13 protein-coding genes and 1 tRNA gene are annotated in these 14,045 nt (G+C 65.6%); 9 read left to right on the plus strand and 5 right to left on the minus strand.

Annotated elements, in window-relative coordinates; all coding sequences use genetic code 11:
• The first annotated feature begins 19 nt into the window (after positions 1-19).
• From GUV69_RS21350 to GUV69_RS21370, 5 genes are all read left to right on the plus strand, one after another.
• Positions 20-508, plus strand: a complete 489-nt coding sequence (locus tag GUV69_RS21350) for a PTS sugar transporter subunit IIA (RefSeq protein WP_164206040.1) — start codon at positions 20-22, stop codon at positions 506-508.
• 79 nt (positions 509-587) lie between these two features.
• Positions 588-1,439 (plus strand): SURF1 family protein, encoded by an 852-nt coding sequence (locus GUV69_RS21355; protein WP_164206043.1) that lies wholly within the window; start codon positions 588-590, stop codon positions 1,437-1,439.
• Positions 1,436-1,936: a DUF3817 domain-containing protein gene (locus GUV69_RS21360; protein WP_164206045.1), complete on the plus strand. Its 501-nt coding sequence runs from the start codon at positions 1,436-1,438 to the stop codon at positions 1,934-1,936. Before GUV69_RS21355 ends, GUV69_RS21360 begins: the two co-directional genes overlap by 4 nt.
• A 100-nt stretch (positions 1,937-2,036) precedes the next feature.
• Positions 2,037-3,626 (plus strand): glutamine-hydrolyzing GMP synthase, encoded by a 1,590-nt coding sequence (gene guaA, locus GUV69_RS21365; protein ID WP_164206046.1) that lies wholly within the window; start codon positions 2,037-2,039, stop codon positions 3,624-3,626.
• Between the two features lie 128 nt (positions 3,627-3,754).
• Positions 3,755-7,858, plus strand: coding sequence for an AAA family ATPase (locus tag GUV69_RS21370; protein ID WP_164206048.1), 4,104 nt, complete (start codon positions 3,755-3,757; stop codon positions 7,856-7,858).
• A 65-nt stretch (positions 7,859-7,923) separates the two neighbouring features.
• On the opposite strand, the gene GUV69_RS21375 is transcribed toward GUV69_RS21370, so the two are convergent.
• From GUV69_RS21375 to GUV69_RS21385, 3 genes are all read right to left on the minus strand, one after another.
• Positions 7,924-8,673, minus strand: a complete 750-nt coding sequence (locus GUV69_RS21375; protein ID WP_164206050.1) for an RcpC/CpaB family pilus assembly protein — start codon at positions 8,671-8,673, stop codon at positions 7,924-7,926.
• Between the two features lie 152 nt (positions 8,674-8,825).
• Positions 8,826-9,092: an FmdB family zinc ribbon protein gene (locus GUV69_RS21380; protein WP_164198708.1), complete on the minus strand. Its 267-nt coding sequence runs from the start codon at positions 9,090-9,092 to the stop codon at positions 8,826-8,828.
• Positions 9,093-9,229: 137 nt separating this feature from the next.
• A complete protein-coding gene (locus tag GUV69_RS21385) occupies positions 9,230-9,850 on the minus strand; it encodes a 5-formyltetrahydrofolate cyclo-ligase (protein WP_164198709.1) in 621 nt (206 codons plus the stop codon).
• A gap of 119 nt (positions 9,851-9,969) precedes the next feature.
• On the opposite strand from GUV69_RS21385, the gene galU reads away from it, so the two are divergent.
• The 4 genes from galU (at position 9,970) to GUV69_RS21405 (ending at position 12,685) form a co-directional block, all read left to right on the plus strand.
• The gene (gene galU, locus GUV69_RS21390) at positions 9,970-10,875 is read left to right on the plus strand and encodes a UTP--glucose-1-phosphate uridylyltransferase GalU (RefSeq protein WP_164198710.1); all 906 of its coding nucleotides are present in this window, start codon (positions 9,970-9,972) and stop codon (positions 10,873-10,875) included.
• 5 nt (positions 10,876-10,880) lie between these two features.
• Positions 10,881-11,498 (plus strand): GNAT family N-acetyltransferase, encoded by a 618-nt coding sequence (locus GUV69_RS21395; RefSeq protein WP_164198711.1) that lies wholly within the window; start codon positions 10,881-10,883, stop codon positions 11,496-11,498.
• Between the two features lie 132 nt (positions 11,499-11,630).
• Positions 11,631-12,530, plus strand: a complete 900-nt coding sequence (locus tag GUV69_RS21400) for a hypothetical protein (protein WP_164206855.1) — start codon at positions 11,631-11,633, stop codon at positions 12,528-12,530.
• Positions 12,531-12,612: 82 nt separating this feature from the next.
• Positions 12,613-12,685: transfer RNA gene (locus GUV69_RS21405), tRNA-Ala, on the plus strand.
• A 112-nt stretch (positions 12,686-12,797) separates the two neighbouring features.
• Here GUV69_RS21405 and GUV69_RS21410 read toward each other — a convergent pair.
• On the minus strand, positions 12,798-13,508 hold the full coding sequence (locus tag GUV69_RS21410) for a DUF4397 domain-containing protein (protein WP_164198712.1): 711 nt from the start codon (positions 13,506-13,508) through the stop codon (positions 12,798-12,800).
• A gap of 148 nt (positions 13,509-13,656) precedes the next feature.
• Positions 13,657-14,043, minus strand: a complete 387-nt coding sequence (locus GUV69_RS21415) for an Hpt domain-containing protein (protein WP_164198713.1) — start codon at positions 14,041-14,043, stop codon at positions 13,657-13,659.
• Positions 14,044-14,045 lie beyond the last annotated feature (2 nt).

Genomic DNA, 14,045 nt, shown 5'->3' on the forward strand with positions numbered 1-14,045 from the left:
CTGACTGAAGGGACACGCCTTGGCGGAACCACTTGACCGGTACGATGCCGATCTCACCACACCTGAACTGGTGATATTGGAGTTGGAGGCCACGGACAAGGCGGACGCTGCGGCGCAACTCGCAGAACGGCTCTTCGAGGCAGGCCGGGTCACGGACCTCCCGCGCTTCCTGGAACACGTCAACGCCCGGGAACACCAGCTCGCCACCGGCCTGCCGGGCGGCGTCGGCCTGCCCCATGCCCGGAGCGAATTTGTCTCCCGGACGTCCATCGCGGTGGGAATCACCAAGTACGGGCATGCCCTGGACTTCGGCGCCTCCGACGGGCCCGCTACCGTCATCCTGCTCATCGCCACCCCGGCAAGCTCGTTCTCCGACCACCTGGAAGTCCTGGCCACGCTGGCGCGGTCCCTTTCCAAGGAGTCCTTCCGCGAATCCCTCCGGCGGGCCTACGATGCCGAGGTCATCTCCGAGCTCATCAACTCCAGCCTGGTGTTCTTCGACCACTGAAGCTTGGGGCAGGCTCATTCCGGTGGGCAGGGACCAGTGCGTTTAGTTGTTCTACGGCGTAACGAAGTACGGTTAAGGGGTGTGGAAAACAGCCCTGAAGCCCCGATGGATCGCCGGCCTGGTGTTCGCGATACTCGTCTCCGGGGTGTTTGTCCTGCTCAGCCAGTGGCAGTTCGGGCGGTCCGTGCAAGCCGAGGCTCCCGTCACCCCGGCCACTGAGCAGGCCAGGCCGCTCACGGTAACGCTGACGCCCGGAGGCTTCTTCCCCGGATCGGTCTCGGACCAGATGGTTTCCGCCGAGGGCACCTATGACCCCGCAAAGCAGGTCCTCGTGCCGGGCCGGCTGAAGGACGGCAACACCGGTTACTGGGTGGTGTCCGCCTTTTCCGTGACGGGTGCGCCCGCACTCACCGGCGTCGCAGCCTCCCCGCAGACCTGGATTCCAGTAGCCCGCGGCTGGGTAGCGGACCCCGACGACGCCGCCGCACCGCCGTCGGGCGTTGTCCGGCTGACCGGGCGGCTGCTGCCGTCCGAATCGCCGCTGCCGGAAACGGCGCCGGAACCCGGACGCGCTACCGCGGTGTCTGTGGCGGAACTCATCAACTACTGGGACGTCAGCAGCTACCAGGGATTTATCGCGGCCACGTCCGAAGTGGCTGAAGGCTCTGACGTGAGCGCGGCCTCGGTTGGCAGCGACCTGAAACCACTGAACATCGGCCCTCAGCCGCCGGCCCAGAAAGTCAACTGGCTCAACGTCTTCTACTCCGTGGAGTGGGTGGTGTTTGCCGGGTTCGCACTGTTTATCTGGTGGCGGATGGTGAAAGACGACTACCAGAGGGGACTCGAAGACGAGCTCGATGACGACCATGACGACGACACCCCGCCCAGCCAGCCAACTTCCGAACAGCTCCAACAAAAGGTAAAGCCATGATCGAACCGAAACCGGCCATCCAGCAGGATTCCGTACAGGGAAAAACCAAGAAGCGCCGCTTCGGCGGCACCGAGGCGCAGATCCGCTCCGCGTTGAAGTTCTACAAGGTTCTGGCCTACCTGACCGGCGGCATGCTGCTGCTCCTCTGCGCCGAGCTCATCGCCCGCTACGCCTTTGGCCAGTACCTGTTTGCTGGCGGAACAAACGCCGTGACCGGGCAGCCGTTCGGCCTGGGCTTTGCCGATGCCGAACCCAAGGGCGTCGAAGGCGGGGTTAACCTGTCCGTCGCGGTGCTGATTGTGCACGGCTGGATGTACGTTGTGTACCTGATCTCCAACTTCCGGCTGTGGACGCTGATGCGCTGGCCGTTCCTGAAGCTGATCCTGCTGGCGCTCGGCGGCGTGGTGCCGTTCCTGTCCTTCTTCGTGGAGAAGAAGTTCCATGCTGAGGTCGAGGCAGAACTTGCCGCGCACCCGCAGGCGGCCCAGCGGTACTGAGCGCTCCAAGGGCAGGGGAGGCCCGCCGTCGGACGTCGGATCCGTCACACCCGCCGCCCCGAACGTGCGGCGGGGCAACCGCGCAAAGTAGGCTATTACGGTGACTACTCCCACTGCATCCCAAACTTCCCAGAAGCCGGTGCTGGTTGTTGACTACGGTGCCCAGTACGCGCAGCTGATTGCCCGCCGCGTCCGGGAAGCGAATGTGTATTCGGAAGTGGTTCCGCATACCTACAGCACCGAGCAGCTCCTGGCCAAGAATCCCGCTGCCATCATTCTTTCGGGCGGCCCCTCCAGCGTGTACGCGGATGGGGCCCCCTCCGTCGGCGCGGACCTCTTCGAAGCGGGAATCCCGGTCTTCGGCATCTGCTACGGCTTCCAGGCCATGGCCAACGCCCTGGGCGGAAAAGTCGACAAGACCGGCCTGCGCGAATACGGCTCCACCCAGACCACCATCCTTGGTGAGGGCCGCTCCGTTCTCGAGGGAATGCCGCAGCACCAGAACACTTGGATGAGCCACGGGGACTCCGTCCACACCGCTCCCGAAGGCTTCGAAGTGCTCGCGACGACGGCCGGCGCTGAAGTGGCTGCCTTCGCCAACGAAGAGAAGTCCCTGTACGGCGTGCAGTGGCACCCCGAGGTGAAGCACTCGGCCTACGGCCAGCAGGTGCTGGAGAACTTCCTGTTCAAGGGCGCCAAGCTGGAACCGAACTGGACCACGGGGAACATCCTCGAGGAGCAGGTGGACCGGATCCGCAAGCAGATCGGCGATGCCCGGGTCATCTGCGGGCTGTCCGGCGGCGTTGACTCAGCGGTTGCCGCGGCACTGGTCCAGCGCGCCGTCGGCGACCAGCTGACCTGTGTGTTCGTTGACCATGGCCTGCTCCGTGAAGGCGAGGCCGAACAGGTGGAGCGCGACTTCGTGGCCGCAACCGGCGTCAAGCTCTATGTTGCCAACGAGCAGGAGCGCTTCCAGGCAGCCCTCGCCGGCGTCAGCGATCCGGAAACCAAACGCAAGATCATCGGCCGCGAGTTCATCCGCGCGTTCGAAGAAGCCGAACTGGCCATCATCGCCGAGGCCGCCGCACACGGTGAGAAGATCAAGTTCCTGGTTCAGGGCACGCTGTACCCGGACGTCGTTGAATCCGGCGGCGGCGAAGGTGCAGCCAACATCAAGAGCCACCACAACGTGGGCGGCCTCCCCGAGGACCTGCAGTTCGAGCTGGTTGAACCGCTGCGCGCCCTCTTCAAGGACGAGGTCCGCGCCGTCGGCGCCCAGCTCGGACTGCCGCAGGAAATCGTTGGCCGCCAGCCCTTCCCCGGGCCCGGCCTGGGAATCCGCATCGTCGGTGAGGTCACCAAGGAACGCCTGGACCTGCTCCGCAAGGCGGACGCCATTGCCCGCGCCGAACTGACCGCAGCCGGCCTGGACAACGAGGTGTGGCAGATGCCTGTGGTCCTGCTCGCCGATGTCCGCAGCGTCGGCGTGATGGGCGACGGCCGCACGTACGGCCACCCGATCGTGCTGCGTCCCGTCTCGTCCGAAGATGCGATGACGGCCGATTGGTCCCGGTTGCCCTACGATCTCCTGGCCCGGATCTCCAACCGGATCACCAACGAGGTGGAAGGTGTGAACCGCGTGGTGCTGGATGTCACCAGCAAGCCGCCGGGAACCATCGAGTGGGAATAGCAGTGTGAATGGCCGGCCTCCGTCAGCGGAGGCCGGCCATTGCTTTCCTCCGTCCAATTCCCCTAATTTGACCCGTCCCAGTGTTGCGGTCTCTCATCCCGGTCCCTTTTGCGGCTACGCTCGAAAGCATGCCGGTATGGTCCAGGGCGTCACGTGCAAACGCAGAAAAGAAGGCAGTAGTGTCAGTTGGTCAAGGCCACCCGGAGGGTTCTGAGGAGCTCGGAAAATGGCTGTCCGGGCTCAAACCCGTTACCGGGGCAGACACCATGCTGCGATTCACCAAGACCCCGGAAGGGTCAATTGACCTGACCCACGCCCACCCGTCCGGGCTCGCCCAGCTGATGGCGGGCCGCCGGACCCGGCTGTCCACCCTGATCCGGGACCAGCAGCAGTACGTCGTGGCGGCGCGGGCATCGCGGAACATCCGCTCCAAAATCTTCGAACTGGCCAACGACCGCGGCATCGATGCCGGATACTTCTCTGCGGGCACTGTGGTGTGGACCTCGGCCGTCGGGGGCAAGCCCCAGCGCGTTTCTGCGCCGGTCATGCTCACCGCGATCTCGCTGACAGTCCGTCCCGGCGAGGACGACTACGAGCTTCAACTCACCGAACAGGCGCACATCAATCCCGCACTGGTCCGGCACCTGAAGACCATCCACGGCATTGTCTTTGACGTCAACGCCGTTACGCGCCTCGCCTACAGCACCGCACGCTTTGACCCGCAGCCGGTGCTGGACAAGCTTGCGTCCCTCATTAAGCCCATCCATGGCGCAGAAGCCCAGCACAACCTGCTGGTGTCCACCTTTGCCGATCTTTCGGGCAACCTCGACGACCCCTGGATCAACGACGGCAACCCCCTTATCAACGCGCTGGCCACGGCCGCGGGTGGCGAAGTGGTTGATGTTGAGGAACCGGACCCGTCCCGTTTTCCGAATGTTGACGAGCGGCACCCCGCCGACGAACTGCTGCTTCTGGATGCCGACCCGGACCAGCAGTACGTCATTGACGCTGCGCGCGCCGGAGACTCCCTGGTGGTCAGCACGCCGCCGGGCACCGGCCAGACCCAGACTGCCATCAACACCATCGGCGCCCTGGTGGATGCGGGACGCTCGGTACTGGTCGTGGGCGACCGGCGGGCCAGCCTCACCGAAGTGTCGGCGCAGCTGGAGTCCCTGGGCCTGGAATCCATCCTGTTCCAGCTTTCCGGCACCGCCACCCCGCAGCAGCTCAAGGCCCAGCTGGTCCGCGCCATCGTGCGGAACGAAAAATCGCTTGAACCGCAGCTGGGGAACCTCCACAAGACCCTGACCGAGCACCGGCACGCCCTGATGGACCATGTGGCCTCCCTGCACAACGTGCGTCAGCGCTGGGGCTGCTCGCCGTACCAGGCCATGCAGTCGCTTGCCGAGCTGACCGCCATTCATCCGTCCCCGGCCACCACGGTGCGGCTGAAGCGTAGCGTGCTGGACAGCATCCGTGACCGCAACGAACTCGCGGGCAGGCTGCGCCGCGCCGCCGAGCTTGGCAGCTTCAGCCGGGCTTCCACCACCAGCCCATGGCACGGCGCCAGGCTCCTCACCCGCAAGGAGACTGAGGAAGCCCAGGAGCTGGCGCGCTCCGTGGCGGAGAACCTCCCGGTCCTGCGGGACCGCATGCACAGCGTGGCCGAGCACGCCGAGATCCGGCTGGGCACATCCTTTGCTGAATGGGGTGAACAGCTTGAGCTGCTTGTTGCCGTCCGCGAAAGCCTGGACAAATTCACCCCGGACATTTTCGACAGGCCCGTCCACGACCTGATTTCCGCCACGGCGTCCTCCGCATGGCGCCGGGAGCGGAACGTTGAGATGGCGTCCATGCAGCGTTCCCGGCTGCGGCGTGTGGCCAAGGAGTACGTCCGGCCCGGCGTCCACATTGCTGACCTCCACAGTTCGCTGGTGCTGGTGCAGGAGCAGCGGGCGCTCTGGTCCGGTTACGCCACCTCGCAGCGCCACCCGGCTGTTCCGTCCGGCCTCGCCGAAATGAACGTGATGTACCGTTCGCTGGACGGGGAGCTGACGCAGCTGGGGGAGGCCCTCCGGCACACCCGTGCCGGCGGCTCATTGGCCACCGCCCGCTACGAGGAACTCATGGAACGGCTTGAGCGGCTGGTCGCGGACACCCAGACGCTGAAAACCCTGCCGGAGCGGACGCTGCTCGTGGAAAACATGCGCGAGCACGGCCTGGGTGAACTTCTTGACGATCTGGCCGAGCGGGAGGTAGCCGCGCCGTGTGTGGGCGCCGAGCTCGAGCTCGCCTGGTGGCAGTCCGCCCTTGAAGCGATGATCAGCGGCGACGATTACCTGGCCATGTCCGACGGCGACGCCCTCCGGCAATTGGAGGCCGAATACCGGCTCGCCGACAATGCCCACATTGCCAGCGGTGCAGCGCGGCTTCGCTGGGATCTTTCCGAACGGTGGCAGGCGGCCCTGGCCGAACACCCGCGCCAGGCCCAGCTGCTGCGCAGCCTGCTCAAGGACGGCAGGGTGACCCTCGCCGCGCTGACAGCCCAGGCACCGGACCTTGTTCCCATGCTGGTTCCCGTCTGGTCGGTGAGCCCCTACCTGATGACCGGGCTTCTGCCGGCCGAACAGCGCTTTGATGCGGTGGTCATCCTGGATGCTGAGGCGACGTCGCTGCAGGCCGTCCTGCCGTCCATTGCGCGGGCGAAGCAGGTCATTGCCTTCGGTGACGCCAAAATCGCCAGCCCGCGGACCTTCACTGTTGGGGTGGAGCGCCTGGCCGTTGGCGAGGCACCGCACCAGCGGGTGGAAAGTGCCTTCTCTGCGCTCTCCGCGGTGTTGCCCGTGTGGCGGCTGAATTTTGTCTACCGTGCCGTGGACGAGGACCTGGTCCTGCAACTGAGCAAGAACTTCTACGACGACGGGCTCCGCCGGCTCCCCGAGGGCCAGGCCGCCACCGGCCTGGACCGCGCACTGACAGTGGAGTACCTGCCGGACGGGACCGGACTGCCGAGCGCCGACCACGAGGGTGTCGAGTCCGTGGTGGCCGAAGTGAACCGGGTGGTGCAGCTCGTGTTCGAACACGCGCGGCTGCGCTCCCGCACCTCGCTCGCCGTGGTCACCGCCAGCCTGCGCCACGCGGCCCGGATCGGTGAGTCCATCCGGCTGCAACTGCCCAACCACCCAACCCTCGCCGGGTTCTTCGGTGGCGGGCCGGAATCGTTCCGGGTGGTTGACCTCGAACGGGCACAGGGACTGGTGCGCGATCACATCATCTTCTCGCCCGGCTTCGGCCGTACCCCGCACGGCCGGGCGCTGCACAACTTCGGTCCGCTGTCTGCTGAGGGCGGCCGTGAGAAATTCGCGCTGGCTATGACGCGTGCCCGGCGGTCCATCCATGTCCTGACGTGCTTCCAGCCCGAAGACCTCGACCACACGCGGCTTTCCTATGGTGCCGTGGACTTCTATGAGCTCCTGAACCGTGAGATTGCGGGAAAGACGGACCTGGGAACCCCGGCGTCGCGGGCGGCTGCCAGCGAGCAGGCACTCGGGGCAGATCCACTGGTAGCCGATCTCGGTGACAGGCTGCGCGCCCGCGGCGCCCGGGTCTGGCACCAGTACGACGGTGTTATCGACGTGGTGGCGGCAGCCGACCCGCTGAGCACCATGGGCCAGGACGACGCGGATATCCCGTGGCCGGTAGCCATTGAATCCGACGGCACGGAGCATTACCGCACCATGACAGTCCGCGAGCGGAGCCGTCTCCGCCCGCAACTGCTGGAACGGATGGGCTGGCGTTACATGCCGCTCTGGACCATCGAAGTCTTCACGGACCCCTCCACGTGCGCTGACCGCATTGCAGGTTACCTGGGCCTGGAAAACGTCCTTCCACCCGGCCGCGGCAATGCCTCCGGAGGCTTTTTCGACGAGGACGCGGACCCCTTGACGACGGGGGCGGCACATCATGACATCAACGAACGCCAGGCTGCACGCCTGGACAGTGAGGAGGCTTCCGTGAGCCCACAGAACCCCGACCAGGGCGAAACTGACAGCAACGACCACCCGGACACCGAAGGCACCACGCAGTCGCCCGTACCCGGGGACCAGGAGGGCGGCACGGCAGCCGTCCTGCCGAACAAGGCTGCCGAGGACGATGCCAGGAACTGGGGCGATGATACCGACAACGATCACGACGCCTGGCTGAAGGAAAACAAGCCGCCGCACTGGGGATAAAGCCCACGGTTGAGACAAGCCGCGCTGCTTCACCCGGCTGGGCTGATTCACCCGGCTCCACTGTGTCACCCGACTGCTCCTGACGGCCCCACCAGGACAAAAAACAGCTTGCCCTGCGTGGACGCGCCAGCTAGGCGGGCAGCCTGGTCAGGTGCTGCCGCCACTACGATCAGCCCGTCGGTCTCGGCTGTGCCGAGCCACTGCCCGGTCTTGCCTCCCTGCCCTGAGGTCCAGAGGACAGGGACGGATGCGGCAAGCACCTCCGACGGAGAACTTTGATCGTAGCCGTTGGCGCCGGTCAGCACTACGTTGACCAACTGGCCCGGCGAGACCAGCTGGATCGAGGAAGGGTCTGCCATCCTCAAGGGCACTGCCGCGGAGCCGGGCGGCGAACCGGTGAGGAGGCCCGGCCCCAGCAGCTGGGAATCGGTCAGCAGCTGGCCCTTCCGCAAAGGGGCTGCCAGTTGCATTCCAGTAGCTTCCCCGGCGCCCGTTACGGTTCCGGGGTGCACCATCTGCGGCGGAATCTTCACCGGCATCAGGTCCGCTGCCGCCAGCGCTGTGCCCGCTGGCAGGTCCCGCGCTGCGGCCAGCGCCATCGCAGTGTCGGCAGGCGGGGGAGTGAGCTGGTGGACCGTTATGCCTGCAGCTGCGCACAGCAGGAGGGCGATGGCGAGGCGACGGTTCCGGTTCAGCCACGACACGAGTCTGTGGCTGCCGCCCCGGCCGGCAGGGCGGCGTGCGGAGAGCGGGCGGTGGCTCCCGCGTGCGGGCAGAACGGACCGGCGGCTGGGGCGGAAAAGGGTGGCGGGCATGGCACCCACGCTACGTTCGCGGGGCAGCGCCAGACAGCAGCAATGGTGCCTATGTGGACAACTCTCCCGGCGGCGTCGGACGCGTCCTTCCGGAGCGCGGAGGCACCAGCCTTAGCGCGGGCTGATCAGCCCGCGCCAGAGTGGGTGAAAGGTCAGCTGGCGGCGGCAGCAGCGGCGGGTGCCGGTGCAGCTGCCGGGGCGGGTGCCGCGGCCGGGGCAGCGGAAACGGTGCTTCCCTTGGCGTCCCGGGAGTCCGTCCGGTAGAAACCGGAGCCCTTGAACACCACACCAACGCTGTTGAACTTTTTGCGCAAGGCTCCCTGGCACTCCGGGCAGGACGTCAGGGTGCTGTCCGTGAACGACTGGAAAACGTCGAAGGCGTGGCCGCAATCCTTGCAGGCGTAGGCGTAAGTGGGCACTGATGCTCCTCCTCTTGGGCAAACGAGAGGTCCTGTGTTGCCGTGAACGGACGGGTCGTCCATTAGCAGTCGCAGGGCCTGAGTGCCAATTCTATCACCCCCGGCGCGTGGCCCTCCAGAGTGCCGCGGGGCGCCCCTCAGGAAGGGACGGTAAGTGCCACCAGGCCTGAGGGGGTCAATGCCAAAGGGATCTTCCGGTCAAACTCTTCGGCGGGAATTGTTCCGGCGGGCAGCACTTCGGATTCAAAGACGATAGCGGCCAGCGGGATGTCCAGCCCCCTGCTGTCCAGGGAGCCCAGCAGGACATCGTAATAGCCGCCACCCTGGCCGATCCGGTTCCCGCTGCGGTCCAGCGCGGTGGCAGGGATGAAGAGCCCCGCCACGGAGGCCAGGATGTCGTGGTCGTGGCGGGTGCCGGCGGGTTCCATGACGGGGGCGTAGCGGCTTCGGACCAACTCGGCTTCCGGGGCCCAATGTGCCCAGCTGAGCCGCCGGCCCGGCTCGCAGACAGGGAGCAGGACGGTGTGGCCGTGGCGGTGGAGTTCGCGGATCAGGGGCAGGGTGGGAGGCTCGGGTTCCACCCCAAAGTAGGCGCAAAAGGTCGACGGCGTTCCACCCGTCAGCTGATTGGCCCAGGCGGCGCCGTGGGCCGCAAGGGCGGCACCTGCCTCATCGCGCTGGTCAGGGTTGGTCGCGGTGCGGCGCTCGCGATGGAGCGCACGGATGCCGGCCTTTGCCGCCCTGTCGCCGTCGGACATGCCGTTCCCTCTTTCCTATGCCGGCGCCGCCGTGCCAACCGGGGGTGCGCTGATGCAGTGTGCCAGGTTTGGGTGGCCAACAATTATTGAATGACCAGCCCCTCCGTTAGATTAGTCCAGTGACTACCTCTCAGCAGACTGTACGCAAGGCCGTAATTCCCGCCGCAGGGCTCGGAACCAGGTTCCTGCCAGCCACAAAGGCGATGCCAAAGGAAATGCTCCCGGTGGTGGACAAGCCAGCCATCCAGTACGTGGTTGAAGAGGCCGTCAATGTTGGTCTCAACGACATCCTGATGATCACAGGCCGCAACAAGCGCGCCCTGGAGGACCACTTCGACAGGGTTCCCTCACTGGAGGACACCCTCGAAGCCAAGGGTGACCTGGCCAAGCTTGAGTCGATTCAGGCAGCAAGCAACCTCGGCGACATCCACTATGTGCGGCAGGGCGATCCCAACGGCCTGGGCCACGCTGTCCTTCGTGCAAAGCAGCACGTGGGCCGCGAGCCCTTTGCTGTCCTGCTCGGCGACGACCTGATCGATGCCCGGGACGAACTCCTCAGCACCATGATTGAAGTCCAGGCCAAGACTGGCGGATCCGTGGTGGCCCTCATTGAGGTTGAGCCCTCCCAGATCAGTGCATACGGCTGCGCGGACGTTCAGGCCATCGACGGCGAAGGGTTCGTCAGGATCAACAAGCTCGTCGAAAAGCCTGACGCGGATGAGGCACCCTCCAACCTCGCAGTCATTGGCCGCTACGTTCTCCACCCTGAAGTTTTCGAGGTGCTTGAGCGGACCGGTCCAGGCCGCGGCGGTGAAATCCAGCTGACCGACGCGCTGCAGGAACTGGCAGCCGGAAGCGGTGAAGGCTACGGCGTTTATGGAGTGGTCTTCCGCGGCCGCCGTTACGATACGGGCGACAAACTCAGCTACCTTAAAGCCTGCGTCCAGCTTGCCATTGACAGCGACGACCTCGGCCCGGGCCTGCGCGACTGGCTCCCGAGCTTCACTGCCGGCCTCACTAAATAGCTGCCGTGCGTTCCGGACCCGTCTGGCCCACAACCCTGGAATGCGGTGACCTGGTCCTGCGTCCCATCAGGTACCGGGACAAGAGGGAATGGACAGAGGTCCGGTCACGCAACCGGGACTGGCTGGCACCATGGGAAGCTTCCAACCCGGCTCCCGGCGGGGTGCTTCCGGATTACCGGCAAATGGTTCGGTCCCTAAAAATTCAGGCCGCCCAGGGCACCGCCTTGCCGTTTCTTATCACCGAACGCACGCCGCGCTCGGCGTCACCGGTCATCGTGGGCCAGCTGACTGTCTCATCGATTGTGTGGGGCTCCGCCATGATGGCAACGCTGGGGTATTGGGTTGACCAGGCCCGGGCAGGTCATGGCATTGCGCCCACAGCCGTGGCCCTGGCCACGGATCACTGCTTCCAGGCGCTGGGCCTGCACCGGATGGAGATCAACATCCGGCCTGAGAATGGTCCCAGCCTGCGGGTGGTTGAAAAGCTGGGTTTCCGCGACGAAGGCTACCGGCCGCGCTTCCTTCATATCAATGGGGAATGGGCTGATCACAGGTCTTTTGCCCTGACGGCGGAAGAAGTGCCGGAGGGGTTGCTGAACCGGTGGCTTGCAGCCCGGTCCTGACCTGCAAGGGCCCTTCCCGAGTCATAAATCCATTGATTTGCCACGTTGCCCGCGACACACCGAGGCTAATGCCGCAGCGGCCGGTCGAATGCTCATACGGTTTTGATTGTGGACATCCCCCTCAGCAGCTCAGTGATCCTTGTGGTTGCCGTCGTGCTCTGGATCGTATGGGTAGCGCCGTACGTCCTGCGAAACCGCCGGCACCAGGCCCAGGCCGCCGGCGAGTATTTCGCGGACGTCCCAGCTGTTGAATCATCGGACCCGAGAGCCGGGACGGTCATGAACATCACCGCCCAGCAGGAGAAAGCCATGGATATCAGGAAGAGCCCAGGAACCGCAGCCGAAACAGCCGGCCGTGCGACGACAGGCGGGTTCCGGATCCGATATGGCCGAACTGGCATCGCCCTCGTTGGAGTTGTCGCACTGCTGACTGCCTTTGTGTCGGGCGTTCTGCTGCTCTTCGGACTTGGGGCGGCATGGCTGCCCGTCACCGGGCTGGCCATTACTGTTTTTGCCGTGGCGTTGCTGCGTTTCCTGGCTGTGCGTGACCGCAAGGCCAAAATGAACGCCGCCTTCCGCGCCGCGATGAGCGCTCCCGTGCGCCGCCAGTCTCCTGTCACGCCGGCCGTGGCCACGCCACAGCCGGCCGCCCGGCCGGAAAGCCGGCTCTTCGACGCTGAAGCGCACCAGCCCAAGCCAAAACCCCTGACCGCCATGGAACTCCGGGAAGCGGCTTTGGCTGTCGCTGTTGCGGCGGGGGACACCAGCGCTGCAGCCGCCGAAAAGCCTGCTGAAACTACGTGGGAACCTGTTGACGTGCCGAAGCCCGTCTACGTCGAGGCCGCGAAGGCCGAGCGTCCGGCGCCCCGGCCGCTTGACCTGCCTGAAGCGCCGAAGGCCACGGGCAAGCCGTCCCTGAAGCAGGGCGCACCGGCAACCGCACCGGCTGCCGCACCTGCCGACAAGCCCCTGACGAAGGCGCAGAGCGCCCTCAGCAACCTCGACGACGTCCTGCAGCGCCGTCGCGCCTGATTCTCAATTGGTAATGGGCAGGGAATATTTGTAGCCTAAGTTCAACCGGCCCTGCCGTTCCTTCCGGGACTCAGGCTGTTCCGGGGCTATAGCTCAGTTGGTAGAGCGCTTCGTTCGCATCGAAGAGGTCAGGAGTTCGAATCTCCTTAGCTCCACAAAGTCCTTGCGTCACCCCGGGGTGGCGCACAAACAGCGGGGCCACCCGGAGGTGTCCCCGCTGTAAATGCCGGCGAGTGCCGGCGCATTGAGTTGCTGCGTACGCCGTTGTCAGTGGCGGCCACGCTTTTGCTTCTCGGAGTCAACAACTTGGACAGCGGTGGCCAGGGTGCCATCTGCCAGACTTCCCCAGGCGTACACGATCGTGTTTTTGCCGCCCTCAACCGTGAAGTCGGCCGGCCCGATGACCGGGGCGGTGGTCCCCGCTGCGGCGACGGAAGCTGAAACTGTTCCGGCCTTCAGCTTCAGGGTGGCCTCGTCAGGATTGCTGAGCCCCTCAATTACTGCCGTATCACCGGCGAGGACGTCGACTGCCGGGGCTGCGGCTATGTGCCTGACCGTCAGCTTGCCTTTGTTGTCGTTGCGGGGAGCCCTAGTGTCGTTAGTGAAGAGCGTGGCTGTGGGGGCGCCGTCAGCGTCGAGGTGGGCTGCCGCGGTGTAGTTCTTGCCCTCATCGAGTTCAACGGTGACCGGTCCGATCGCCGGGTTGTCGGCGCTGGTGGCGTCCGAGGCGGTGATGGCGATCTCGTACTCACCGGCTTCGAGTTCCAGCGGACCGGCCAGGTCCCCGGGCTTGAAGTTGTCGAGTGTGAGGTTGCCGTCCACCCAGACATCCACGATCAGGCCGGGCACACCGTGGAGGACCGAGAGCTTGGCGGGGTCATCGCCGTGGTGGTGCCAGCCGCCGGCCTGGGCTGGAGCAGCGAAGGCCAGTGCGGCCGCGAGCGACAGTGCTCCGGCGGCGTAGGTTGTTTTGCGCATTTCAAACTCCTCATAGGGACGCCCGGGGGACGGGCTGTGCTTGTGCTGACACCTGTACTACCGGCGGAGCGCCCCTTGTGGATGCACGTCGTGAAGTCTTTTTTGGCGGAACATTGTTGGCCCGCCAACCAGAAGATCTTGCCGCGGTTTATGACAGGTACTTCAGCAGCAGGTCTGTGGTCTGGCGGCTGCATCGCGTGATCCGGGGGAGATGGTCCGCCGCAAGCCGGGGCAGCAGCCTCTCCGGTTCAGCGTGGCGGGTGTCGAGCCGGATGGAACGCTCCAGCCCCGCCGCAAGGTCCGCCAGGCGTTCGGCCCCGACCATCTGGCTGGAGGTTTTGAGGCTGAGCACAGCATCCAGGGCGCCGCTCAGGTCCCCGGTAGTCAGGGCAAGCCGGAGTTTCTGGAGCCGGGTTGGCAGGAGAGCGATGAAATTGTGGATGAACACCTTCCACACTCCGCCATCGTCATCGAGCCCCTCCCGCAGCCTGTCCAAAACCGCGGGGTCCAGCAGTGGCAAGGCATTGCCGCCCATAA

The organism is [Micrococcus luteus] ATCC 49442, assembly GCF_010367585.1.
In the GTDB taxonomy this organism is placed as follows: domain Bacteria; phylum Actinomycetota; class Actinomycetes; order Actinomycetales; family Micrococcaceae; genus Arthrobacter; species Arthrobacter luteus_A.